Raw genomic sequence first — 23,711 nt, 5'->3', positions numbered from 1 at the left:
GATAGCTTTAATATAAAGAGGAGGACCAACATGCAGCTTGCGAAACAAATCGCAGAACATGCAACATTACAAAGCTTTTTAAACTGTTATTTAAGAGAAACAGGGAGTGGAGAATGGATTACAGAGGATGAAAGAATGAAAAGTATCTTCAGTAATACGTTGAATAGAGATACAGTCCCCACATATTTATGTTGTCGGCTATCGGCACAGAACGTTACTTTGTATGGAGAAGTTATATATAAATCACCAACAGATCGCCATTTGTTTGGAGAACAATTTTATTATCAAATTGGAGATAGTAATTCTGTTATTACAGCAGATTACGTTACAGTTATTACGTTTTTAATAAAAGAGATGTCGATCAACTACGGAGAAGGAACGAATCCTGCGGAACTTATGCTTCGAGTTATCTGTAGTTGTCAAAATATTGAGGAATTTACAAAAGAGAGAATAGAAGATACATCCGCATTATACGGTTTCCATACAACTTTTATAGAAGCGGAGCAGTCTTTATTATTTGGGCATTTAACTCATCCTACACCAAAGAGTAGACAGGGGATATTGGATTGGAAAAGTGCAATGTATTCTCCAGAATTAAAAGGGGAATGTCAGCTTCATTATTTTCGGGCACATAAAAGTATAGTAAATGAAAAATCATTATTATCAGATTCTACAACAACGATTATAAAAGAAGAATTAAGTAATGATGAGATGGTTAGTAAGGAATTTATAGCGAAGTACTGTAAGGAAGATCAATATGCATTAATTCCAATTCATCCGCTTCAGGCAGAATGGCTCTTGCATCAAGCTTACGTACAAGATTGGATAATTCAAGAATTGCTTGAGTATATTGGTCCTGTAGGTAAGTATTATATGGCAACATCATCACTAAGGACGCTATATCATCCCAATTCGAAGTATATGCTTAAGTTTTCATTTCCGGTGAAAGTAACGAATTCAATGCGTATTAATAAACTGAAAGAACTTGAGAGTGGTCTTGAAGGGAAGGAAATGTTAAATACGGCTATTGGTGAAGTACGAGAAAGATTTCCAGGATTTGATTTTATTTGTGATCCAGCCTTTATTACATTAAATTATGGAACACAAGAATCTGGATTTGAAGTGATTATTCGTGAGAATCCTTTTTATAGCGAACATGCAAACGACGCAACATTAATTGCTGGGCTAGTTCAAGACGCTATACCTGGGGAGCGTACGCGGTTATCGAATATTATTCATCGCCTAGCAGATTTAGAAAGTAAAAGCTGTGAAGAAGTAAGCTTAGAGTGGTTTAGACGATATATGAATATTTCTTTAAAGCCAATGGTATGGATGTATTTACAGTATGGTGTTGCATTAGAAGCTCATCAGCAAAATAGCGTTGTTCAGCTAAAAGATGGTTATCCGGTCAAATATTATTTCCGTGATAATCAAGGATTTTATTTCTGTAATTCAATGAAAGAGATGCTTAATAATGAATTAGCTGGTATTGGAGAACGTACTGGAAATTTATATGACGACTATATTGTGGATGAGAGATTTCGTTACTACTTAATTTTCAATCATATGTTTGGCCTCATTAATGGTTTTGGCACAGCAGGATTAATTAAGGAGGAAATTCTTCTCTCGGAATTAAGGTCTGTACTTGAATCATTTCTTCCATATAACCGGGAACCTTCTACATTTTTAAGAGAATTATTGGACGAAGATAAGTTAGCGTGTAAAGCAAATTTACTAACGAGATTTTTCGATGTCGATGAGTTAAGTAATCCATTGGAGCAAGCTATTTATGTGCAAGTACATAATCCACTCGTTAGAGAAGTGGCTGTTCGTTCATAAATAACGTTAAAATTTCACGTAATACAAATAATGGTATTTTGTCATAAAGTGGAGGGTTTTATGAGAGTGGACATGTATCATACGAAAGTATTGAAGGCGCTCGAATCAGAAGATTACATTTCAGTACGAAGAAGAGTGCTACGTCAATTAGTAGAATCGTTAATTTATGAGGAGATTATTACACCGGTTCGCATAGAAAAAGAAGAACAACTTCTTTTTCTAATACAAGGACTTGATGAAGAAGGCAAAAGTGTCACGTACAAATGCTATGGCAGGGAACGGATGACATTTGGACGTATTTCGTTAGACTCATTAATAGTAAGAGTTCAAGATGAACAGCAAGAAATACAATCTGTCTCGCAATTTCTAGAAGAAGTTTTTCGGGTTACTAGTGTAGAACAAGCTAAATTAGATTCTTTTATACACGAATTAGAACAAACAATATTTAAAGACACGATTGCACAATATGAAAGAAATAATAAGAGAGAATATACTCAAAAATCTTACGATGAGTTTGAAAGCCATTTAATAGACGGCCATCCATATCATCCTAGTTATAAAGCACGTGTTGGATTTCAATATCGTGACAATTTTCAATATGGTTATGAATTTATGCAGCCAATAAAACTCATATGGATTGCAGCGCATAAGAATTATGCGACTGTAGGTTATGAGAATGAAGTGATGTATAACAACCTTTTAAAAGAGGAGATTGGCGATCGTAAATTAGAAGAATTTATGGAACGAATTCGTAATAAGGGATGTAATCCAAAACAGTACGTGTTTATACCTGTTCACCCATGGCAGTGGGTGAATTTCATCATTTCAAATTATGCGGATCATATACAGGGGAAATTTATTATTTATTTAGGAACATCAGAGGACGATTATTGCGCGCAACAGTCAATGAGAACATTAAGAAATATTACGAGTCCAAAGAAACCGTACGTTAAATTATCGATGAATTTACTCAACACTTCAACACTTCGTACGCTGAAACCATACTCTGTTGTGAGTGCACCAGCAATATCAAATTGGTTAAATGATGTTGTAAGTAATGACGCCTATTTAATGGATGAAGCACGTTTAATCTTGTTAAATGAGTTTTCCAGTGTAACGTATGACACGAATAAAAAAGCTATATATGGTTCATTAGGATGTATTTGGCGCGAAAGCATTCATAAGTATTTAGATGCACAAGAAGATGCAATTCCTTTTAATGGTTTATACGCTAAAGAGAAAGATGGTACACCAATTATTGATGCGTGGTTGAATAAATATGGAATGAAGGATTGGCTACAATTACTTATTCAAAAAGCGATAATACCAGTTATACATCTTGTTGTAGAGCATGGCATCGCACTGGAATCACATGGACAAAATATGATTCTAGTTCATAAAGAAGGGGTGCCTGTTCGTATTGCGTTAAAGGATTTTCATGAAGGGCTTGAGTTTTATCGTCCATATTTGAAAACGGTTGACAAATGTCCCGACTTTACTAAAATGCATAAAACATATGCGAATGGAAAAATGAATGATTTCTTTGAAATGGATCGCATTGAATGTTTGCAAGAGATGGTGTTAGATGCACTATTCCTGTTTAATTTAGGAGAATTAGCATTCGTACTTGCGGATGAATATGGATTGAAAGAAGAACATTTTTGGATGATGGTTGTTGAAGAAATTGAAAATCATTTAAGAATATATCCACATTTGAAAGGTAGATTTGAAAATATTCAATTATATGCACCTACATTCTATGCTGAACAATTAACGAAACGTCGATTATATATGGATGTGGAATCGCTTGTTCATGAAGTTCCAAATCCATTGTATAGAGTAAGACAACTTATGAAACAAAAATCAGCTGTTACAGGGGGAAATTATGCTAATCGTTAATAAACAAGAGTATAGCAAAAGTGATTTTGAATTGAGATTACAAGTTTATGAGGAAATGGAACAATTTAAAGAAGCAGAAGGAAATAGATTTGCACTTTGTCTGAAAGATCCATTCGATATTATTACGATTGTGTTTTTCTTAAAAGAAAAGAAATCATCAGTATTACTTATACATGAAGATACACCAAAAGAAACAGCTATTGAAATGGCAAAGCGTGCAAATTGTGTAGGAATTTTATATGGAGAATATGGCGATTGTACAAAATTAGAAGTAGGGAACTTTTTACTAGAAGAGCCTTCTTTACTGCAATATAGTTCTGGAACTACAGGGGAACCGAAACTAATTCGTAGAGCATGGACGGAAGTTGATACGGAAATTACCGCTTATAATGAAGCTTTAAACTGTGAAGTAGATGAAGTGCCAATCGTTATGGCTCCTGTTTCACATTCATACGGACTAATATGTGGTACTTTATCAGCAATTACGAGGGGGAGCCAGCCTGTAATCATTACGAATAAAAATCCTAAATTCGCATTAAATATAGTTCGCAATACAGAAAAACATATTATATATGCAGTACCACTTATGTTACACATTATGGGGAGTTTTCCATTAGGAACGTTCCAGTTTCATAAAATTATGACATCAGGATCGCCTTTGCCAGAAGCACTATTTTATAAACTAAAAGAAATGACAACATATATGATGCAGCAATATGGTTGTTCTGAAGCAGGTTGTATTAGTATATGTCATGATATGAAGAGCCATTTAGATTTAGGAAACCCTCTACCTCATGCGAGTATAAGCATAGGTTCAGATGAAAATGCACCGGAAGAAATCGTCGTGAAAATGAATGATAAGGAAATCTTCACGAAAGATTTAGGGTATAAATCTGAGCGTGGCATTCATTTTATGGGGCGTATGGACGATGTAATTAATGTTTCGGGATTAAAAGTCTTTCCTATAGAGGTAGAAGAAACGATGCTTCGATTGGAAGGTGTTCAAGAGGCAATTGTATATCGAGGGAAACATCCTGTCATGGGCGAAATAGTTAAAGCGAAAGTGATCTCTCATGTTGATCCAGTACAAATAAGAGAATGGTGTATTCAGCACTTACCTTCTTATAAAGTTCCCCATGAAATTGACAGTGTAAATGAAATTCCTAAAAATAAAACTGGAAAAGTAAGTAGAAAGTTACTAGAGATGGGAGAGGTTACAACATGAGACGGGAAGCGTTAAAGAATGCCGTGTTAAAAATTATGATTGAAAAAATGGAACTGAAAAATGTAACGCATTTAGAAGAAACGATGCGCTTAAATCAAGATTTATATATAGATTCGGTAATGATGTTACAGCTTATTGTATACATAGAAATGGATGTAAAGCTATGCGTTCCAGAGGATGAGGTAGATCCAAAGGCATTTCTTACTGTAGGATCTTTGCTTGATTTTATGGAGGAGTTACAGGAAATAAATGTGAATAACTAACCTTTAGGAAAGTGGATGAGAGTATGACTTCAATTAAAGTGCACTGTTTAGTGAGTTGTTTTTGTGAAATTATAAAAAGGCGTAGCGACATTGATTTTCGTCCATTTTATTTTGGACTATGGGATGGAGATTTTGATATAACAGAAGGCGGAATTATTTCATATCACTCTGAAAACATTAACCATGATCATTATTTACTTTGGTTTGAAAAATTGTACGGTATTAAAGTAAACGAATGGTATGATCATGCAAAAGATAAAGATAGCAATGTAGAAACGTTTTTAGAATTAGTAGAAAACAAGCCGGAAAATCGTTATGTCATTGTAATGGTTGATATGTCTCTATTACCAGAGAGGGAAAATAAATTTCATCAAAAACCGTTTCCACATTATTTAATGATATCAAAAACAGAGAAAGAAGAAGAGTGGTTCATGCTAGATCCTGATTTTCGTTGGGAAGGAAATATGGAAAGAGAAAAAGTACTTCACTCTATTCAAGATAACCCATTTGGTGGAGGGTATTTCATTGATATAGAAGGAATTGGGGAGCCAACGCAAGAAACAGTAGCTAGTTATTTCACAGAAACATTCAAAAAGAACGACAATGAACTGACTATGGAGCTGAAAAATTTAATTGTAAAAATGGCAAATGAGGAAGAAGGATATGCGCTTTCTGGACTTGTAGCAGCAGTAAAACAAATACCAGTACTTGCAATTCGTAAATATAGTTATGAGCATGCCTTTGCATACTTCCGTGAAACGTTGCAATATTCGGAGCAAGAATTTGATTATTGGTGTGATCGGGTAGAGGATATTGTACAAGGATTTACAAATGTACAGTATCGTGCAATTAAAATGGCAATGACGAATAATAAAGGTATGCTAGTATCGATTATTGAAAAACTGGATGAAATGAATGCAATTGAACTGCAAATTAAGAAGGAATTAGAGAGACAGTTTCTATCATGGAAAGGTATGAAAACAAATCAGTCTGTCGCAACTTTTTAATAAGCTAACTGAATTTAAGATAGGGGAGTTTAATGCTATGAAATATTCGCTATGTACCATTTCATTTCGTCATCAATTAATTTCATTTACTGATATTGTTCAATTTGCATATGAAAACGGTTTTGAAGGAATTGAATTGTGGGGGGCTCATGCACAAAATTTGTATATACAAGAACGCGAAACGACAGAACGAGAATTGACTTTTCTAAAGGATAAAAACTTAGAAATTACGATGATAAGTGATTACTTAGATATATCATTATCAGCAGATTTTGAAAAAACGATAGAGAAAAGTGAACAACTTGTAGTACTAGCTAATTGGTTTAATACGAATAAAATTCGCACGTTTGCTGGGCAAAAAGGGAGCAAGGACTTCTCGGAACAAGAGAGAAAAGAGTATGTGAAGCGAATACGTAAGATTTGTGATGTGTTTGCTCAGCACAATATGTATGTGCTGTTAGAAACACATCCCAATACACTAACAGACACATTGCCTTCTACTATAGAACTATTAGAAGAAGTAAATCATCCGAATTTAAAAATAAATCTTGATTTTCTTCATATATGGGAGTCTGGCGCAGATCCAATAGACAGTTTCCATCGATTAAAGCCGTGGACACTACATTACCATTTTAAGAATATATCTTCAGCGGATTATTTGCATGTGTTTGAACCTAATAATGTATATGCTGCAGCAGGAAGTCGTATTGGTATGGTTCCGTTATTTGAAGGTATTGTAAATTATGATGAGATTATTCAGGAAGTGAGAGGTACGGATCTTTTTGCTTCCTTAGAATGGTTTGGACATAATGCAAAAGAGATGTTAAAAGAAGAAATGAAAGTATTAATAAATAGAAAATTAGAAGTAGTAACTTCGTAATGTGAAATGATGTGAGAGTCTCGTTTTAGAGGCTCTTTTTTTATGGTAAAAAATAACCAAAAATTTCCATGTATTTTAATTTGAATTTAACACAATTTATATATAAATAAGGAGGTGATTGGTAATGGCTAGAAATCGTAATTCTAATCAATTAGCATCACATGGAGCACAAGCAGCTTTAGATCAAATGAAATATGAAATTGCACAAGAGTTTGGTGTACAACTTGGCGCTGATACTTCTTCACGTGCAAACGGTTCTGTAGGCGGTGAAATTACAAAACGCCTTGTAGCGATGGCAGAACAACAACTTGGTGGCGGATATACTCGCTAATTGTAGAAGGTTATAGGAGAAAGGAAGGATTCTTCCTTTCTTTTTTTTTCAATTAATTGGTATGGATATATTGTGAACTGGATTCAAAGAATAGGAATAATACTATAATTTCCCCAATTTCTTTTGTTGTGAATGGGAAGTAGTAAAGATGTAATAGCCCTGGTGGAATGAAAAGTTACGTTCCAGCGGGGCTATTATATGGTAAGAAATATATGATGAAAGGTTTCGAAGCCAACATGTTAAAAAAAGAAAACTGTTGTTTAATTGCGCTTGCATCAGTTCCACTTGTTATGACATTAGGGAATTCAATGCTCATCCCAATTCTGCCGACTATTGAAAAGAAATTACATATTTCATCGTTTCAAGTATCCATGATTATTACAATTTACTCTATCGTAGCCATTCTACTTATACCGATTGCTGGTTATTTATCAGATAGATGGGGACGAAAGATGGTAATGGTTCCGAGTTTGCTGATTGCAGCTATAGGAGGAGCGATAACTGGTTGGGTATCTTGGAAAGTTGATAATCCCTACAATTGGATATTGATTGGTAGAGCGATTCAAGGTATTGGTGCTGCTGGTGCAATGCCAGTTGTTATACCGTGTGTTGGTGATTTATACAAAGACGAAAAACAAGTTAGTACAGGTTTAGGAATCATAGAAACATCCAATACATTTGGGAAAGTGCTGAGCCCTATTTTAGGGTCTGCTCTTGCTGCCGTTGTATGGTTCTTACCATTTTGGGCGATTCCAATTTTATGCGTAGTATCAATTGTTTTATTACTTGTTCTAGTAAAGGCAAAGAAACAAGAAGGAGAAGTACCACCACTTAAAGAGTTTATAAAATCTATTCTGTCTACGTTTCGAGAAAAAGGAAGATGGTTAATTGCCATTTTTGCATTAGGTGCAATTATTATGCTTATTTTATTCGGAATTCTCTTTTATTTGTCGACTATACTGGAATCAAAGTATGACATTCATGGTATATGGAAAGGGTGTGTGCTTGCTATCCCGTTACTTGTACTGTCACTTAGTTCATATATGGCCGGTAAAAAAATTGGAGATAATCAAAATGTTATGAAGAAGTGTATCTATATTGGTTTTTTAATGGCAGCTGCATCAGTCATCATTCCTTTATTTATAAAAGGGATTTATTTACTACTTCTTTGTCTCGTTATTATGGGGATAGGGATTGGTATGGCACTCCCATGTTTAGATGCCCTCATTACACAAGGAATTGAAAAGGAGCAAAGGGGAACAGTTACGTCATTTTACAGTTCAATGCGATTTATCGGTGTAGCAGCTGGACCACCTTTATATTCTTTTTTCATGAAAGGGGCGGACCATGAAGTGTTTTATTTGACTAGTATTTTCGCTGCCATTGGTGCTGTCATAGCAATCATTTGGATTAAACCAGCAAAGGATGCAAAGGCGGTAAAACAGAAACCGGAACCTACTTCATAATTTGTAAGAGAATTGCATGATGTTTTGAGTAACATGCAATTCTCTTTCGTTCATTAAGAATAAATAACTTGTTTTAACATATAAAGTGCGACACCCCATATGATGAGACCAGAAAATTTATTTAATAATAAAATTGTCTTTCCGGTTGAGTCTAGTCTTTTTAGAAATTTCCCCGCTAAAGCTAAGCTTATAAACCAAATCCAAGAAACGATAATAGTTGCAAGTATGAAAGCCCATTTTTCACTTCCTATGTATTGAATAGAATTTGTTCCAATTACACCGATTGTGTCTAAAATAGCATGTGGATTTAATAACGAAACTGATGCTGCGAAAAGGATTTGCTTTTTTAAGGGCATACTTTTTTCTTGTGTTACATCGTTGGAAGGGCTACTTCTCCAAATAACAAAGCCCATGTATAGGAGAAAGAAAAATCCAATTATATATAATGAGTTAGTTAGCCAAGAAAAAGTAAGGAGTACAAGGGAGACACCTTGCACTGCAATCAATATGAGTAACGTATCACATATAGAGGCAGTTAATACTACAGGGGCTGCCCTCCAAATGTTTGGTTGGCTCGCACCTTGGTTAAAGACAAAAACATTTTGTACACCTAATGGAATGATAAGTCCAAATGCAAGAATGATACCATGAATAATTGCTTCACTCATCATATTACCTCCTATTTTAATTCATTATGATAGTGTATATTGTATAGAAGAAATGAAAATTTGTATCCATCCATATGGTTGGGGAGGTTACCAACCAAAAAGAATATAAGGTGATATGATGGAAAGATTCGTTTGGAAACCGGATATGTCTCTAGCGACGCCGCTGTATAAACAAATAGAAACGTATATAAAAGAAAGGATCGTTAATGGAGAATGGACCGTTGGAACGAAATTACCTTCACAAAGAGATTTGGCCCATACATTTGGTGTGAATCGAAGCACAATTGTAATGGCTTTCGATGAACTAGTTGCGAAGGGATATATTGAAGGGAATGGCAGGAAAGGAACAATTGTTGTAAATAATAATGAGAATGTTTCAACTTACGCACCCCCGCCTAATTGGCAGTCTTATGTAGAAACAGGACTTCATTATCCGAATCTCCCAGCTATTCAAGAGATTAATCAAGCTGAATTTTACCCACATGTAATTCGGTTAGGAACAGGTGAGCTCGCGCCGAGTCTCTTACCTGAGAAAAAGATGAAAGAAATTATGAATAACCTTTTAAAGTCAAATGTGACGCTTGGGTATGAAGAGCCGAAAGGAAATCTTTATTTAAGGGAAAAGATTTCCGAATACTTAAAGGAGCATGGCGTATATGTATCTCCTGACTCTATATTAATTGTTTCAGGAGCAATTCAAGCGCTGCAACTTATTTCTATGGGGCTTCTTTCGAAAGGGGCATCAATCTTATTAGAGAAACCATCCTATTTATATTCGCTTAATGTTTTTCAATCAGCAGGAGTACGTTTAATTGGAATCCCAATGGATGAAAGCGGGTTACATACATCATATATTAAGAAATATAAGAAGCAATTTAATGCCTCTATTTTATATACAATCCCGTCTTTTCATAATCCAACGAACTTTAGTATGAATGCGAAGAAACGAATAGAAGTGATGGAAATATGTAATGAAATTGGATTACCTATTATAGAGGACGCAGTGTATCAAGACTTATGGTTTGATGCACCTAGTTCGAAACCTTTAAAAGCCTATGATAAAAATGGAATCGTACTACATATTGGAAGCATGTCCAAAGTAATTAGTCCAGGTTTAAGAATTGGATGGATTGTTGGACCCGAGCCAGTAATTCAAAGATTGTCAGACATAAAGATGCAAACAGATTATGGTTCAAGCACTATATCCCAGCAAATTGCAGCAGAGTGGTTTACAAATGGTCTATATGATGAGCATTTGCGATTTGTAAGAAGTGAATTGAAAAAACGAAGAGATTTTATGTTACTAATGTTAGATAAATATCTTCGTGAAATAGCAACTTGGCATGAACCAACAGGCGGGTTTTATATATGGGTACATATAAAAGTACCCATTTCATATCGCAGTTTATTTGATAAAGCTCTGCAAGAAAAGGTTTTATTAAACCCAGGTACTTTATATGATAGAAGTGCAAATCAATTTTTGCGCCTATCGTATTCATACGCAACGTTAGAAGAAATTGAAATAGGTATAAAAAAACTTGCACAACTAATGAAAAAGTAAGAGGAGAAAGTAATGAAACAATATGTAATTTGCCAAATGATCAATGGAGAAAAATATTTAGCTGCTTATGCGGAGACGAAGCAAGAGGCGATTGAAAAAGCAGAACTGTTAGGATTAAGAACGGGAAATCGTTACATAGTTATAACTGCAGAAGAAGCCGAAGGCTTAACGTATCCTTAAACAATGTATGAGATTATATAGGAAGTAAATAAGTCTAGTAATATAAGAATTTACTAGGCTTATTTACTATTAAGTTGTTAAACGTTCTCGTATTTATACGCAAAGTAATAATATTATGAGTCAAGTTGACGAAAAAATCGATTTGTCTTTCGGTCTTGATTTCCTTTTCTATACTCATCAATATATTGCCTAAAGTTCCAAGCTTGTAAAAATTTATTAGCAGAGTTATAACCAGAATTGTAAAGCCAGTCTTTTTCTTCCTTCGTCAGTTCAAAATTAGTACTTGTAATCGTTCCTGTTGGAATTGTAATCGTTCTTGCTTTTGATTCCTTATCTAAATGACGTAAATCATGAGCTTGCATCATTGTTTTAAATAGTCCTTTGAACATAGAAATAGGCTCGTTATAGTGAGCAGGGTCAGCTTGAATCTCATCTTTTACAAAATGAAATCCGAAAGTCGGCCAGCGAGGAGCGGTAGGTGAATCGAAGATCCAAATTGGATAATTACTTAGAATTCCTCCGTCAACCATATAACAAGGCTGCTTCCATTTTGGAGTTCTCCATTTTACGGGTTCAAAGAAGAAGGGGATTGTACTACTCATTCTTACCGCTTTAGCGATAGAGAAGCGATAATTTAAAAATCCATAGTTTGGTAAGTCGTCAGGAAAGACAACCATTTTACCATTACTAATATCAGAAGCGATGATTTTGAGTTTGTTTAGATCCGGTAAATCAGTAAATAAATGAACACCTTTTTTTCGAAGTAATTCTTCAATCCATTCTTCTATAAATACATTAGAGTATATACCTAGAGTAGTCCATGCACTTAGTCCTTTTCCGATAAAGGGGATTTTGTCAATAAAGGTTTTCTTCGTAAATTTGTTATAATCGATATCAGTTATAATGGTTTTTAGCTCTGAACAAGAATATCCTGCAGCTAAAAGTGCCGCGATAATTGCACCAGCTGATGTTCCAGCTACACGTTCCCATTCATAACCTTTTTCGGCTAACGCGCAAATTGCCCCAACATGCGCAATACCGCGCACACCGCCTCCTTCAAAAACACCATCAATCTTCATTAAACATACTTCCTTTCAAATGAAAGATTTGGAAATGGCAAAAAAGCACGTATTGTACGTGCTTTTTTACAATGGTTTTTAAGTTTACTAGCAGCCTACAAAGCCGCCCCAACAGCTAGCTCCGATGATGATTAGAAGGATGAATAAAACGATTAATAAAGCGAAACCTCCGTAACCACAACCACCACAGCTACCGCCGTAACCGTAACCGCCGCAACTATATCCGTAACCCATGTGGAATTCCTCCTTATATTAAAAATAAAAATGAACGAGGGGAAAATGTACTGGAAGAACTAAAGAACTATCGTGTTTGTAGGAACAATGTATAGTATGCTTTTTTAAACTTGTTCGCGTACGAAGGATAAGCCCGTTTTTTGGAGGCTTGTTGATTTTGTAAAGAATGAAGTATAATCTTTGTACTATGATATAAATAAGTATGTAAATGTAAGGAGAATTTATGAATAAAAAAATTGAAGTATTAATTGATAAATATGAACTAACACACTTGAAAGAGGAACTTATTAATACTGTATTTCCTTGTATAAAAGTTGTGCCAAAGCAGCAGGAAACTGTTGCGATAGGTAGTTCGAAAATGGGAGGAGTTCCTGATTTACCAGCTTTATTTGAATATCCAAAGCATAAAGGAAATCCACTACAATTTATCGCGCAATTTAACTTAAGTGATTTACAAAACGTTGGTATGGATCACAATCTTCCTAAGACGGGGATGCTGTATTTCTTTTGCATTGAAAATTATTTTGAAGAAAATGTGAAGCTAACAGAGGCTGGGCGTGTACTTTATTATGATGTTCCTGTAGAGCAATTACGAAGAGGAAATGAAGTACAAGCGAAATATAACCAGTGTGCAATTACTTTTGAACTGACATACAAATTACCAGAACTTTTCATTGAAGATGAGGCTGATTCAGATCGTTTCTTGCAATTACTTGAAGAGCTAATTCCGGATAACTACGATAACCATCAAATGTTTGGCGAGCCATTCTCTGTACAAGAAGAAGTGTTATATGAGACGGGAGAATATATGGGAGTAGACCCGCAGCAAATGACTCTTTTATTCCAAATTGATTCAGATCATAAAAATTGTAATATGGTTTGGGGAGAACTAGGGATGCTATATTTCTGTATTAGTAATGAAGATTTGAAAAATCAACGTTTTGAAAATACATGCTGCGTATTACAAACATGCTAATGAAAAAAGGTTGTTCTTTTAAAAAGAACAACCTTTTTATGTGAATTAGTTAATATGCATAATCTCATATGACCTATACGAAAAAGTATTGTATACTCTGAAACTATACGATACTTTTTCGTATAGTTATAGAATATAAGGAGTGACAAGATGGGAAAGACAAGTAAGTATGTGACAGCTGCCGCACTTTGTTCAACTATAGTAATGGGAGGCTTACAAGCGTCATCTGTATCTTATGCAGCTACAAATCCGACTACAGTGACAGCACAATCAGATGTAAAGTTATTAGATGATTTCAGAAAAGAATTAAAAAAACAGATTGATAATCGAGAAGAAAATATTACAATCACATATAAAACAAAAGATAGAAATGCTAGAAATATTATGGATCAATTGTATGGTGAGTTTAATAAAATTGTAGATGCTGATGAGTATGTAAAATATAATGTAGCGTCTACTAGATATTCCATTAAAGGAATGCCAGGGGACTATACGTTTACACTGCAAGTAAAATACCGTGAATCAAAAGAACAAACTCAATATGTAAAAGCTCAGGCGAAATCAATTGTTGGATCAATTGTAAAACTAGGGATGGATGAGCATGAGAAAGTAAAAGCTATTCACGATTACGTTGTTAAGCATGTGTCTTATGATACGTCTTATCAAGCGTATACAGCATATGAAGCATTAGCGAATCGTTCTGCCGTTTGCCAAGGATATACATTATTGACGTATGAGTTGTTAAAAGAGGCAGGTATTCAAAATCATATTGTAACAGGCACAGGAAACGGACAAGCTCACGCGTGGAATTTAGTGAACATTGAAAACAAATGGTATCACCTAGATACTACATTTGATGATCCAGTACCAGATAAAGCAGGGCGTGCAACTTACTCATATTTTAATATGTCTGACGAACAGTTAAGTAAAGATCATGAATGGGATCGTAGCAAATATCCAGCGGCAACTACAAGTTATTTTGGTGAATTAACAAATAAAATAAAAGCTGGTAGCTCAAAAACTGTCGTATATGAGCAGATGTTAAAAGAAACAAATTTACAATACTTATCTGCAGAATACGGAGCAGAAAATTATAATGAATTTAAGCAAAAGTTGCAGCAAAAGTTTGCAGCCAAGCCAGAAAAAGTAGAAGTGCGATATAAGCAGTCCATGGATGGAACGATGCAAGATATAAAGAAAGTATTAAATGAAATAAATTGGCCAAAAGGTGCAAAGCGTGTGTCTTATCAAGTAGCGCCTTACAGTGCATTGGCGGGTTATTCATTAGCGACAATTACATTTACGTATTAAGCAATGGGAAAAAGCATCTGTAAAAGGTGCTTTTTTTATTAATTGATTGCTTTTGAATATTAAGAATTGTGTGATAGAATAAATGAATAAGGATGTGAATGCTGAATGAACTTGTTCGAAAGTAATATTTTTACATTGATATATACTTGTTTAGTAATCGGACTTATCGTTTTGTTTTTCATATCATTTACTTTGTTTATTAGAAGAGTATTACAAAGCAGTGCTGCAAAGAAACACCACGTGATTGATATGAACCAGAAGCTAGATCGAATCATTGAATTGCTTGAAAAAGATAAGAAATAGCGATAGAAGAGGTATGAAAAGGGGAAAGAGAATGGCCAATTATATAAAAGAATTACGTGAAAAAGTAGGACATGATTATGTTTTCTTAAACTTTGCCGGTGGTTGTGTATTTAATAAAGAAGGAGAAGTATTACTGCAAAAAAGAGGAGACTTTAACGCTTGGGGATTTCCAGGTGGTGCAATGGAGATAGGAGAATCAGCTGCGGAAACTGCAATCCGAGAAATAAAAGAAGAAACCGGGTATGATGTAGAAATAAATGAGCTTATTGGAGTGTATACAAAATATTTTCAATCATATCCAAATGGAGACAAGGCCCAGTCAATTGTGATGTTCTTTTCATTCTCAATAGTTGGAGGTGACAAAAAAGTAGATGGTGATGAAACGTTGGATTTGAAGTTTTTCCCGTTAGACGACATGCCACCGTTATTTTGTAAACAACATGAAGATTGCCTGCAAGATTTATTGGAGAAAAGAGTAGGGGTATATCGTTAACATATAAAAAAGAAGCTAAATGAAGATTAGCTTCTTTTTTATGTTTAATTTATTTCCACCAATCATCAAACATTGACGCTGGTACTTGTCTTTTATGCTCACTCACTGTGTAACGTTTTTCAATTTTCTCTGCAACGTCAGCTGGAACTGCTTTACCTTCTAAATAATCATCTAATTGATCATAAGTAATACCTAACTCTGTTTCATCAGCTTGACCTGGTTTTTCATCTAATAAATCAGCTGTTGGCATTTTTAAGTACAGTCGCTCGTCTGCGCCTAACTCTTGTAATAATGCACGTCCTTGGCGCTTCGTTAATCCCGTTAATGGTAATAAATCTGCACCACCATCTCCGAATTTTGTAAAGAACCCTGTTACAGCTTCTGCAGCGTGATCTGTTCCGATAACAAGTAGCCCTTTTTGTCCACCAATTGCATATTGAGTAACCATACGGATACGTGCTTTCACGTTACCTTTATTGAAATCTGTTAATGATTCACCCAATAAGTTTTCATATTGATTTGAAAAAGCATCAACAGTTGAAGCAATATCAAATGCAACAGATTGATCTGCTTGAATGAATTGTAATGCTAATTGTGCATCATCTTCATCTTTTTGTACTTTATAAGGAAGACGCACGGCGATAAACGTTGCATTACCACCTTCGTTACGAATTTCTTCAACTGCAAGTTGTGCTAAGCGTCCTGCTAATGTAGAGTCTTGTCCGCCGCTAATACCAAGTACAAATCCTTTTGCACCTGTTTTTTTTACATAATCCTTTAAGAAATCAACTCGTTTACGAATTTCAACTTTTGGATCAATTACAGGCTGAACATGTAATGCTTTCATAATCTGTTCTTGTAATGTCATTATGTTTCCTCCTATTCATATTAAAGCGGTAATTAAGTTTATATGTATAATGGTACATACTTCTATCCTTTATTATTTCGCAAAATTAACGAATATACAATAGGATGTGTGTATGAATATGAATGTAGTCATTATAAATAAAGTACTACGTATAAGCAATTTTTTTAAACCTTTCAAAAATGTAAGGTTTTTGTCATTTGAATCGATGGAAGGTATTTCCGCACTTTACTAATATAAAAACATAGATAGTAGAAGGGCGGAGAAGTAATATGAACATTAGAGAACTAGCATATCGGAATGTAACCCGAAATAGACGGACATACTCAGCCTATTTTTTGAGTAGTGCATTTGCAATTATGGCCTTTTTTGTGTATTCATTTTTTGCGTTTCATCCGGCATTAAGTGCAGGAGAATTAGGTCAGTACGTATTCGTAAGTATGTCTTTTGCACAGTCTATTATTTACTTATTTACATTCTTCTTTATTTTATATTCGATGGGAATGTTTTTAAAAACGAGAAAGCGTGAACTAGGAATTTTAATGATGTTAGGTATGACGAAATATCAATTAAAGCGTCTAATCTTTTTTGAAAATATTATGATTGGAATAGGGGCAATTATTTTTGGTATTCTTTCAGGTATGTTATTTTCAGGGGTATTACTATTTGTCGCTCCGATGATATTGAAACTAGATATCTCCTTATCCTATTACATACCGATGAAAGCAATTGTTGTAACGAGTATTATGTTTTTTATTTTATTTATGATCATATCATTGTTTAGTGCAGGAATGATTCGTAAAAATAAGATTATGAAGTTGTTTAGAGGATCGGCAGAGGCGAAACCTGAACCGAAAGCATCAATCATTTCTTCCATATTAGCAGTAGTATTGCTTAGTGCTGGCTATGTAGGAGCTCTTCTATCACATGGAGCAATGGTATTTATTATGATGATTCCTGTTACAACGGTAGTTATTATTGGGACGTATTTGTTGTACAAGCAGCTGAGTGTCTTTATTATTCGATTATGTAAAAAAAGTAAACGTTTCTATTGGACACAGACTAATATTATTACGTTATCAGATTTAGCGTATCGCATGAGAGATAACGCAAGAATGTTCTTTATTGTAACCATTATTTCTACTGTAGCATTTTCCGCAATAGGGACATTAGTTGGCTTCGCATCCATGACGAAAGGGATAATGGAGAGACCGATTTCGTTTCATTACCATTCTAAGCAAGGGAATAGTAACGAATCACAGCATATACAAATGATTGACAAAGGATTAAAGAAACATAGTATAGCAGCTTCAAAAACTAATATTTCGACAAAGAAAACGGAGGAACAGTCGTTAAGAAGCGCCATTTTTATAAAAGAATCAGACTATAAGAAATATGCAAAGTTAACAGGAGAACCATTTAATACTGTAGCAAATAAAGAAGTTGTATTTTTGTCAGCTAATATACCAGGGCCAACGATGAAAGAAAGAAAAGAAATTACTTTACCTAATATGAATGAAAATTTAAAAGTGAAAAAAGTTACTTCATCTTCATTGGGGAAAATATTAAGAGGAAATGTTTATGTAATCTCTAATAATCAATATGATTCATTACAAGATGGGTTTATAGAGACAAAAGATTATATGTATAAAACTGAAAGAACGAAAGATGAGATTGAAATTGGTAAAGAGCTTACGCATCAAATTAAACCGTATCAAGAATATTCAACGTTTAGTGCGGAAGAGTACGAGCAAAACCAAAGTTTACAAATTGCAGGACCGATTTTATTTGTAGGTTTCTTTATTGGTATAGTATTTTTCGTTTGCGCAGGAAGTTTCCTTTACTTCCGTTTATTCTCCGATTTGGAGGATGATGTTCGTTTGTTCGAAATGATTCGTAAAGTTGGATTGACAAGTAGGGAATTATCGAAGGTAGTTACAATTCGATTGGCGCTTTTATTCTTCGTTCCAATTGGTGTTGCAACATTACATGGAGCAGTAGCTTTAACGGCGTTAGGGCAAATGTTTGAGTACTCATTGTTTAAAGAAAATACAGTTGTATTAAGTATTTTCATAGGTATTCAAGTTGTATACTTCTTACTTATAAGATCCCGTTATGTAAAACAATTGAAAGAGAGATTACGTATGCATTAAATGTGTTTTTTTAACTCGAGTACAAAATTTTCTAAAAAGAGGCAAGTATTGTCAAAAAGTGATAAAATGGAAAAAGCGAGGTGAAAAAATTAATAGAGAGTAAGGGGGGAGAAATATGAAAGCAACAGGAGTTATTCGAAAAGTAGACGAATTAGGACGAATTGTTATCCCTAAAGAATTACGCGATGTATTGGGAATACAAATCAAATCACCGCTTGAAATTTTTGTAGAAGCAGATAAAATCATTTTACAAAAATATCAACCTTACAATGCTTGCCAAATCACAGGTGATGTTTCAGGGCAGAATATTACATTAGCAAATGGAAATATTACAGTTGGCATAGAGGGAGCGGAATATTTAGTAAAAGAAATAGAAAAGTTTTTAAACAAGAGTGAGGTTTAGTCTTAATTTATATTATTTTTCAAATTACATATCATTCTTTTAAAAAGACTGTGAGAGGACCATTAATTGGTCCTCTTATTTTGGTTAGTAGTTGAACGACTCGGGTTGTTACTTCCTACAAATCATAGGGAAAATAAAGAAGTATTATAGAGGTAGTAAATGATGTTGAGAAATATTTGAAAAGAAGGAAAACAAAAAGAATAAAACGAATGTTACATTTACACGTATTCAAAAGTGGTCTGAAATGAAAATAATACATTTTCAGGAGGGATTACGATGAGTAGTACAGTGAATAAACAAAAAGGTATACAATTGATTCCGTTTACCGTAAATAAGGTGGTAGAACAAGTAAATGAAATTCCACCAGGTGTACAACTGATTCACGCTCCGCAAGTATGGGAAAAGAGTGTGAAGGGGCAAGATGTAGTCGTTGCCGTATTAGATACAGGGTGTGATACTAATCATATAGATTTAAAAGATCGTATTATCGGCGGAAGAAATTTCACAAAAGATTATGAAGCTGATCCAAATGTGTATCTTGATAATAACGGACATGGTACTCATGTTGCGGGAACGATTGCCGCGACTGAAAATGGTGTCGGTGTATTAGGAGTTGCACCACTTGCTAAAATGTTAGTATTAAAAGTTTTAGCGGGAGATGGTTCTGGAAGTTATGAGCAAATTATTGAGGCGATTCATTATGCTGTAAATTGGAGAGGGCCGAATCAAGAGAAAGTGAGAATTATTTCAATGTCACTTGGTGGTCCGCAAGATGTTCCAGAATTACATGAAGCAATTCAAAATGCGGTAAAGCAGGATGTTCTCGTTGTATGTGCTGCTGGAAATAATGGAGATTGCGATGATGAAACAGAGGAACTAGACTTTCCGGGTGCGTACTCCGAGGTAATTGAAGTTGGTGCCGTTAATTTAGAGAGGAAGATTGCATGTTTTAGTAATTCAAATCAAGAAATTGATCTAGTAGCGCCAGGTGATGAAATATTATCTACGTATCCAGAAGGAAAATATGCTGTGCTAAGTGGAACTTCCATGGCGACGCCGCATGTTGCTGGAGCGCTCGCCTTGCTCATTAAACAGTGTGAGAAAGAATACGGTCGAAAGTTATCGGAGCCGGAAATATATGCACAACTCATTAAAAGAACTGTACCTTTAGGGTACGAACGTACATCTGAAGGGAATGGATTAATAGATTTATTAAAAGAATAGCCATAAAAAAAAACATCTCATATGAATATGAGATGTTTTTTTTTTATGGCTCTGTCGCATGTAATACTTCCCTATTTAAAGAGTCTTATTGTTGTTGAATACTTTTTCTTTGTTTTATTTTTTGTGACAGGAATTTTGTTTGTATTAATGATGAGGCACTTACAAAACATGTCTAGTGTAGCAAGAGGAACAGGAGCCGTGCTTGCAAATGCTTCTATGTACATTGGTCAAATGATTGATGCGGCAATAGCTGGAATGTTATTTGCAACATCTCACAATTTTATACTTATAGGTAGTTTTACTGCGTTACTATATATAGGAGCTTTATTTTTGTTTAGAAAAAGTGAAAAACTTACTGAAAATAGTGAAACAGGAATTGCATCATAAAGCTTGTATAAATATTTCATAAATCAGAATTAATAAGAGTGTGAATACATGAATGTGCTTTTAATTAAAGTGGTTACTAAAAGTATAGAGATAGTAGAAGAAATGTATTGTAACAAAGTTATGAGGAATCAAAAAATAAAAATCCCTATAAAGATAGGGATTTGTATATCGGCATATAGTTCCTTGGAAAAGGATATACTTAGTTTAGCATATCGGACTACTTATATTTGTGAAATAGATGTGAAAGTAATGTGAAAAGTATTGTAATAAAAAGCACTGTTTTAGCTAATGTAGCTAAAACAGTGCTTTTCTCTTTGATTGAACAGTTGCAGCATTTTCATCATGTATACCTGCATCTTTTATAATTCGTTGTTTTGCTTTATTTAATAGATGGTTTACTGCTTCGCCAAAATAGTTAGCTTCGCTTTTTGTGCGGGCTTCTCGTAAACATTTATAGTTTTCTAGCAGTTCCTCTTTTTCGGAGTTTGTTAAGAAATCTTCTATTTTCTTTTTTGTCATACGAAACACCCTTTCTCCTGACAAACGACGCAATAGAAAATATTTATTTCTCATTATAACAATAATTTTAAAAGAAAGTATACACTAACGTCGCAATAATTTGTCAATTTCTTGAATCTTCTCATCAGCTTTCCCAATTTGCGTATTTTTAGCCTGTTCGCCACCAAGAGCTTGATGTAGTAAAAAAGTTTGACCGGAAATAGCAGTTACAATGGATACTTTTATAATTTCTTTTATTGCGGTGACATCGAATAAAACGAGCCCAAGAAGTGCGGCTAGGCTACCAGTAAAAATATCAGTTAAAAATCCAAAATGAAAAAATGTTTTCAAACGGCGTGGAAGCAATAACTTACCTTGGTTATTGATTAGATGGGAAACGAAGCCGGTAATGCCACCAACGAGAACAGCGGTTAGCCATTGATACATTTCCATCGAATCCACTCCTTTTAGTGAATAAGATTCGATTATTTTATATTGATTCCTTTTAATATTTCATATAAGCATATTGAGAAAGTTTGTTTGGGTATATTTTGTATTCAAATTAATTATAACAGAAAATTTAGATAGATTTCAGTCTATTATATGAATCATTTTTACAATAATATGAATGCAGAAAGGGGTGCGTGATATGAATATAGATTATCGAATAAGAAGTGTAGATGGTTATACAAAAAAATAGGGGAATTAGTAAGCCTGCTTGAGCATACGAGAGCTGTAACATTAGGCGAAGTGAAAAATTTATCAGTTGAGCAATTAGATTTAATTATGCAAAGCAGCGGAAATTCAATTGGCGCCTTATTAAAGCATATAGCAGCTATTGAAAAAGTTCATCAGCTTATTTCATTTCAAGATCGTGACTTTACAAAAGAAGAATTAGAAATATAGGAAGATGCACTGTATTTAGGGGAAGCGGGTAGAGCAATCCGTGGTCATGAAATAAAGTATTATGTACAACTTCTACAAAGTGTTCGAGAAGAATCTCTGAAGTATTTAAGTGAACAAGGTGATGAGTGGCTCATGTCAGAAAGAAAGTGGCCTAACGGTGTAGCATATAACCAGCACTATCTATGGTTTCATGTGCTAGAAGATGAAATTAGTCATCGAGGACAAATTAGAATGCTCAAAAACAAGTTATTTGAAAATTACGTAAAATATTGTAGCTTTTTATAGGAGAATTCCATATAATGAGAATAATCAAAATAAGAACGGGGTGATGTATTATGGCGAAAATAACTTATATGAATAATCAACCAAATACAAAGGTGGATGGAAAGGGCGATATTATATAAGGTAATTCGCAATCCTTCCACTTAGTACAAACTAGGGAGGATATTTATTTGAATCAAAATATTTTAGAATCTTTCGGCTGGGATTCATTTTTTGAAGAACAAGTTACAGAGAAAAATTATGAAGTAGGTCGTATTTTACTTGAGCATAAGCATATATATCGCATTATTTGTAATGATGGTGAATATATGGCAGAACTGTCTGGGAAGTTTCGGCATGAAGCGATTACGAAAGGCGATTATCCAGCAGTTGGTGATTGGGTGTATATAAAGAAAATAGAAGATGAAAAGAAAGCGATTATTCATCGTATTTTCCAGCGAAGAAGCTCTTTCTCAAGACAAGAGGCTGGAACAAGAACAGAAGAACAGATTATAGCAGCAAATGTAGATTATTTATTTTTAGTGAATGCACTTAATCATGATTTTAATGTTAGAAGGATGGAACGTTATTTATTATTAGCGTATGAAAGCGGCGCTATGCCAGTTATTGTTTTAACAAAGAGTAGTATATGTAATGATGTGGAAGAGAAAATTGTAGAAACGGAAGCTATAGCAATTGGTGTTCCTATTTTCGTTGTTGATAGTTTAGAGCATACAGGTATAGATTCGTTGAAACAATTCGTTTCTTCAGGGAAAACAATTGCTTTAGTTGGATCATCAGGGGTAGGAAAGTCAACTTTGTTAAATGCTCTAATAGGAATTGATGTAGCAAAAACGGGAGATATACGTGAAGAGGATAGTAGGGGGAGGCATACGACAACGCATCGAGAATTATTCCAATTGCCTAGTGGCGCTCTCGTGATTGATACGCCTGGCATGAGGGAATTGCAACTTTGGGAAGGCAGCGAAGCGATTCAAACAGCATTCTCTGATATTGAAGAACTTGCGACAACATGTCGTTTCCGTGATTGTAAGCATGAGAATGAACCAGGATGCGCGGTGTATAGTGCAATTGAAAACGGACTTATTACGATAGATCGTTTGAAAAGCTATAAAAAATTACAAAGAGAACTGGCGTATTTTATGAGGAAACAAGATGCAATCCTTGCCAGAGCAGAGCGTGATAAATGGAAGAAAATTTCTAAACAACATAAAAAAATGTAAAAACCAAAGGGGCCCCTTTGGTTTTTTCTATTTGTAAATTTTATAATAATGTTAT

At 34.4% G+C, this 23,711-nt stretch carries 25 protein-coding genes and 2 pseudogenes; 21 read left to right on the top strand and 6 right to left on the bottom strand.

The features are described 5' to 3' along the window. The first annotated feature begins 30 nt into the window (after window positions 1-30). The 8 genes from ACTFR8_RS04680 to ACTFR8_RS04645 all read left to right on the top strand — a co-directional run bounded on the left by ACTFR8_RS04680 (window position 31) and on the right by ACTFR8_RS04645 (window position 8,910). On the top strand, window positions 31-1,839 hold the full coding sequence (locus tag ACTFR8_RS04680; RefSeq protein ID WP_001175120.1) for an IucA/IucC family protein: 1,809 nt from the start codon (window positions 31-33) through the stop codon (window positions 1,837-1,839). 60 nt (window positions 1,840-1,899) lie between these two features. After that, window positions 1,900-3,738, top strand: coding sequence for an IucA/IucC family protein (locus tag ACTFR8_RS04675; protein ID WP_252209932.1), 1,839 nt, complete (start codon window positions 1,900-1,902; stop codon window positions 3,736-3,738). Continuing rightward, window positions 3,725-4,963: an AMP-binding protein gene (locus ACTFR8_RS04670; protein ID WP_000909568.1), complete on the top strand. Its 1,239-nt coding sequence runs from the start codon at window positions 3,725-3,727 to the stop codon at window positions 4,961-4,963. Before ACTFR8_RS04675 ends, ACTFR8_RS04670 begins: the two co-directional genes overlap by 14 nt. Beyond that, window positions 4,960-5,226, top strand: coding sequence for a petrobactin biosynthesis protein AsbD (asbD, locus tag ACTFR8_RS04665; RefSeq protein WP_001250561.1), 267 nt, complete (start codon window positions 4,960-4,962; stop codon window positions 5,224-5,226). Before ACTFR8_RS04670 ends, asbD begins: the two co-directional genes overlap by 4 nt. 23 nt (window positions 5,227-5,249) lie before the next feature. After that, window positions 5,250-6,233: a DUF6005 family protein gene (locus tag ACTFR8_RS04660; RefSeq protein ID WP_000200704.1), complete on the top strand. Its 984-nt coding sequence runs from the start codon at window positions 5,250-5,252 to the stop codon at window positions 6,231-6,233. A 37-nt stretch (window positions 6,234-6,270) separates the two neighbouring features. Then, complete coding sequence (locus tag ACTFR8_RS04655) at window positions 6,271-7,113, top strand: sugar phosphate isomerase/epimerase family protein (RefSeq protein ID WP_000877667.1); 843 nt, start codon at window positions 6,271-6,273, stop codon at window positions 7,111-7,113. Between the two features lie 124 nt (window positions 7,114-7,237). Further along, window positions 7,238-7,444 (top strand): alpha/beta-type small acid-soluble spore protein, encoded by a 207-nt coding sequence (locus ACTFR8_RS04650; protein WP_000113545.1) that lies wholly within the window; start codon window positions 7,238-7,240, stop codon window positions 7,442-7,444. 236 nt (window positions 7,445-7,680) lie between these two features. Continuing rightward, window positions 7,681-8,910, top strand: coding sequence for an MFS transporter (locus ACTFR8_RS04645; protein WP_033667350.1), 1,230 nt, complete (start codon window positions 7,681-7,683; stop codon window positions 8,908-8,910). Window positions 8,911-8,963: 53 nt separating this feature from the next. Here the strand turns inward: ACTFR8_RS04645 and ACTFR8_RS04640 are convergent, their stop codons facing one another. Next, window positions 8,964-9,578: a LysE/ArgO family amino acid transporter gene (locus ACTFR8_RS04640; RefSeq protein ID WP_252209934.1), complete on the bottom strand. Its 615-nt coding sequence runs from the start codon at window positions 9,576-9,578 to the stop codon at window positions 8,964-8,966. Window positions 9,579-9,696: 118 nt separating this feature from the next. Here ACTFR8_RS04640 and ACTFR8_RS04635 point away from each other — a divergent pair, with 118 nt between their 5' ends. Next, a complete protein-coding gene (locus ACTFR8_RS04635; RefSeq protein ID WP_000439399.1) occupies window positions 9,697-11,139 on the top strand; it encodes an aminotransferase-like domain-containing protein in 1,443 nt (480 codons plus the stop codon). A gap of 12 nt (window positions 11,140-11,151) precedes the next feature. Continuing rightward, window positions 11,152-11,319, top strand: a complete 168-nt coding sequence (locus ACTFR8_RS04630; RefSeq protein WP_000816389.1) for a DUF3933 family protein — start codon at window positions 11,152-11,154, stop codon at window positions 11,317-11,319. Window positions 11,320-11,432: 113 nt separating this feature from the next. Here the strand turns inward: ACTFR8_RS04630 and ACTFR8_RS04625 are convergent, their stop codons facing one another. Further along, window positions 11,433-12,398: a patatin-like phospholipase family protein gene (locus ACTFR8_RS04625; protein ID WP_000686789.1), complete on the bottom strand. Its 966-nt coding sequence runs from the start codon at window positions 12,396-12,398 to the stop codon at window positions 11,433-11,435. Window positions 12,399-12,485: 87 nt separating this feature from the next. Beyond that, a complete protein-coding gene (locus tag ACTFR8_RS04620; protein ID WP_000540425.1) occupies window positions 12,486-12,632 on the bottom strand; it encodes a YjcZ family sporulation protein in 147 nt (48 codons plus the stop codon). 223 nt (window positions 12,633-12,855) lie between these two features. On the opposite strand from ACTFR8_RS04620, the gene ACTFR8_RS04615 reads away from it, so the two are divergent. The 4 genes from ACTFR8_RS04615 (at window position 12,856) to ACTFR8_RS04600 (ending at window position 15,715) form a co-directional block, all read left to right on the top strand. Beyond that, window positions 12,856-13,608: a YwqG family protein gene (locus ACTFR8_RS04615; protein ID WP_001034836.1), complete on the top strand. Its 753-nt coding sequence runs from the start codon at window positions 12,856-12,858 to the stop codon at window positions 13,606-13,608. A gap of 150 nt (window positions 13,609-13,758) precedes the next feature. Beyond that, window positions 13,759-14,919, top strand: a complete 1,161-nt coding sequence (locus ACTFR8_RS04610; protein WP_000520854.1) for a transglutaminase domain-containing protein — start codon at window positions 13,759-13,761, stop codon at window positions 14,917-14,919. Between the two features lie 105 nt (window positions 14,920-15,024). Beyond that, window positions 15,025-15,222, top strand: a complete 198-nt coding sequence (locus ACTFR8_RS04605) for a DUF4083 domain-containing protein (RefSeq protein ID WP_001048101.1) — start codon at window positions 15,025-15,027, stop codon at window positions 15,220-15,222. A gap of 31 nt (window positions 15,223-15,253) precedes the next feature. Then, window positions 15,254-15,715: an NUDIX hydrolase gene (locus ACTFR8_RS04600; protein ID WP_000024999.1), complete on the top strand. Its 462-nt coding sequence runs from the start codon at window positions 15,254-15,256 to the stop codon at window positions 15,713-15,715. A gap of 49 nt (window positions 15,716-15,764) precedes the next feature. Here ACTFR8_RS04600 and nadE read toward each other — a convergent pair whose 3' ends face one another. Next, window positions 15,765-16,583 (bottom strand): ammonia-dependent NAD(+) synthetase, encoded by an 819-nt coding sequence (gene nadE / locus ACTFR8_RS04595; RefSeq protein WP_000174901.1) that lies wholly within the window; start codon window positions 16,581-16,583, stop codon window positions 15,765-15,767. A gap of 269 nt (window positions 16,584-16,852) precedes the next feature. Here nadE and ACTFR8_RS04590 point away from each other — a divergent pair, with 269 nt between their 5' ends. From ACTFR8_RS04590 to ACTFR8_RS04570, 5 genes and pseudogenes are all read left to right on the top strand, one after another. Beyond that, the gene (locus tag ACTFR8_RS04590) at window positions 16,853-18,733 is read left to right on the top strand and encodes an FtsX-like permease family protein (RefSeq protein WP_001026001.1); all 1,881 of its coding nucleotides are present in this window, start codon (window positions 16,853-16,855) and stop codon (window positions 18,731-18,733) included. 115 nt (window positions 18,734-18,848) lie between these two features. Continuing rightward, window positions 18,849-19,136 carry an AbrB/MazE/SpoVT family DNA-binding domain-containing protein gene (locus ACTFR8_RS04585; protein WP_000648325.1) on the top strand — a complete coding sequence of 96 codons (288 nt, stop codon included), beginning with the start codon at window positions 18,849-18,851 and terminating at the stop codon, window positions 19,134-19,136. A gap of 276 nt (window positions 19,137-19,412) precedes the next feature. Next, window positions 19,413-20,360, top strand: a complete 948-nt coding sequence (locus ACTFR8_RS04580; protein WP_000099756.1) for a serine protease — start codon at window positions 19,413-19,415, stop codon at window positions 20,358-20,360. A gap of 57 nt (window positions 20,361-20,417) precedes the next feature. Further along, window positions 20,418-20,747: pseudogene (locus ACTFR8_RS04575) on the top strand (MFS transporter permease); the annotation flags it as partial. A gap of 48 nt (window positions 20,748-20,795) precedes the next feature. Further along, the gene (locus ACTFR8_RS04570; RefSeq protein WP_001101740.1) at window positions 20,796-21,002 is read left to right on the top strand and encodes a hypothetical protein; all 207 of its coding nucleotides are present in this window, start codon (window positions 20,796-20,798) and stop codon (window positions 21,000-21,002) included. A 39-nt stretch (window positions 21,003-21,041) separates the two neighbouring features. Here ACTFR8_RS04570 and ACTFR8_RS04565 read toward each other — a convergent pair whose 3' ends face one another. Beyond that, a complete protein-coding gene (locus ACTFR8_RS04565; protein ID WP_000162602.1) occupies window positions 21,042-21,266 on the bottom strand; it encodes a hypothetical protein in 225 nt (74 codons plus the stop codon). An 84-nt stretch (window positions 21,267-21,350) separates the two neighbouring features. Then, window positions 21,351-21,698 (bottom strand): DUF4257 domain-containing protein, encoded by a 348-nt coding sequence (locus tag ACTFR8_RS04560; protein ID WP_000426317.1) that lies wholly within the window; start codon window positions 21,696-21,698, stop codon window positions 21,351-21,353. Window positions 21,699-21,894: 196 nt separating this feature from the next. Here ACTFR8_RS04560 and ACTFR8_RS04555 point away from each other — a divergent pair. Both ACTFR8_RS04555 and rsgA read left to right on the top strand, forming a co-directional pair. Continuing rightward, window positions 21,895-22,436 (top strand): annotated as a pseudogene (locus ACTFR8_RS04555) (DinB family protein). 167 nt (window positions 22,437-22,603) lie between these two features. Further along, window positions 22,604-23,656, top strand: a complete 1,053-nt coding sequence (rsgA, locus tag ACTFR8_RS04550) for a ribosome small subunit-dependent GTPase A (RefSeq protein ID WP_001073075.1) — start codon at window positions 22,604-22,606, stop codon at window positions 23,654-23,656. Window positions 23,657-23,711: the final 55 nt, after the last annotated feature.

Origin of the sequence: Bacillus cereus group sp. MYBK15-3, from assembly GCF_051916765.1 — a bacterium.
In the GTDB taxonomy this organism is placed as follows: domain Bacteria; phylum Bacillota; class Bacilli; order Bacillales; family Bacillaceae_G; genus Bacillus_A; species Bacillus_A cereus.
The sequence above is the reverse complement of the archived record's forward strand: the minus strand, read 5'-3'. Positions and strand labels throughout refer to the sequence as shown.

Coding starts and splice junctions, on each gene's coding strand:
- ACTFR8_RS04680 (WP_001175120.1), top strand. CDS start 31: ATGCAGCTTGCGAAACAAATCGCAGAACATGCAACATTACAAAGCTTT.
- ACTFR8_RS04675 (WP_252209932.1), top strand. CDS start 1,900: ATGAGAGTGGACATGTATCATACGAAAGTATTGAAGGCGCTCGAATCA.
- ACTFR8_RS04670 (WP_000909568.1), top strand. CDS start 3,725: ATGCTAATCGTTAATAAACAAGAGTATAGCAAAAGTGATTTTGAATTG.
- asbD (WP_001250561.1), top strand. CDS start 4,960: ATGAGACGGGAAGCGTTAAAGAATGCCGTGTTAAAAATTATGATTGAA.
- ACTFR8_RS04660 (WP_000200704.1), top strand. CDS start 5,250: ATGACTTCAATTAAAGTGCACTGTTTAGTGAGTTGTTTTTGTGAAATT.
- ACTFR8_RS04655 (WP_000877667.1), top strand. CDS start 6,271: ATGAAATATTCGCTATGTACCATTTCATTTCGTCATCAATTAATTTCA.
- ACTFR8_RS04650 (WP_000113545.1), top strand. CDS start 7,238: ATGGCTAGAAATCGTAATTCTAATCAATTAGCATCACATGGAGCACAA.
- ACTFR8_RS04645 (WP_033667350.1), top strand. CDS start 7,681: ATGTTAAAAAAAGAAAACTGTTGTTTAATTGCGCTTGCATCAGTTCCA.
- ACTFR8_RS04640 (WP_252209934.1), bottom strand. CDS start 9,578: ATGAGTGAAGCAATTATTCATGGTATCATTCTTGCATTTGGACTTATC.
- ACTFR8_RS04635 (WP_000439399.1), top strand. CDS start 9,697: ATGGAAAGATTCGTTTGGAAACCGGATATGTCTCTAGCGACGCCGCTG.
- ACTFR8_RS04630 (WP_000816389.1), top strand. CDS start 11,152: ATGAAACAATATGTAATTTGCCAAATGATCAATGGAGAAAAATATTTA.
- ACTFR8_RS04625 (WP_000686789.1), bottom strand. CDS start 12,398: ATGAAGATTGATGGTGTTTTTGAAGGAGGCGGTGTGCGCGGTATTGCG.
- ACTFR8_RS04620 (WP_000540425.1), bottom strand. CDS start 12,632: ATGGGTTACGGATATAGTTGCGGCGGTTACGGTTACGGCGGTAGCTGT.
- ACTFR8_RS04615 (WP_001034836.1), top strand. CDS start 12,856: ATGAATAAAAAAATTGAAGTATTAATTGATAAATATGAACTAACACAC.
- ACTFR8_RS04610 (WP_000520854.1), top strand. CDS start 13,759: ATGGGAAAGACAAGTAAGTATGTGACAGCTGCCGCACTTTGTTCAACT.
- ACTFR8_RS04605 (WP_001048101.1), top strand. CDS start 15,025: ATGAACTTGTTCGAAAGTAATATTTTTACATTGATATATACTTGTTTA.
- ACTFR8_RS04600 (WP_000024999.1), top strand. CDS start 15,254: ATGGCCAATTATATAAAAGAATTACGTGAAAAAGTAGGACATGATTAT.
- nadE (WP_000174901.1), bottom strand. CDS start 16,583: ATGACATTACAAGAACAGATTATGAAAGCATTACATGTTCAGCCTGTA.
- ACTFR8_RS04590 (WP_001026001.1), top strand. CDS start 16,853: ATGAACATTAGAGAACTAGCATATCGGAATGTAACCCGAAATAGACGG.
- ACTFR8_RS04585 (WP_000648325.1), top strand. CDS start 18,849: ATGAAAGCAACAGGAGTTATTCGAAAAGTAGACGAATTAGGACGAATT.
- ACTFR8_RS04580 (WP_000099756.1), top strand. CDS start 19,413: ATGAGTAGTACAGTGAATAAACAAAAAGGTATACAATTGATTCCGTTT.
- ACTFR8_RS04570 (WP_001101740.1), top strand. CDS start 20,796: ATGAATGTGCTTTTAATTAAAGTGGTTACTAAAAGTATAGAGATAGTA.
- ACTFR8_RS04565 (WP_000162602.1), bottom strand. CDS start 21,266: ATGACAAAAAAGAAAATAGAAGATTTCTTAACAAACTCCGAAAAAGAG.
- ACTFR8_RS04560 (WP_000426317.1), bottom strand. CDS start 21,698: ATGGAAATGTATCAATGGCTAACCGCTGTTCTCGTTGGTGGCATTACC.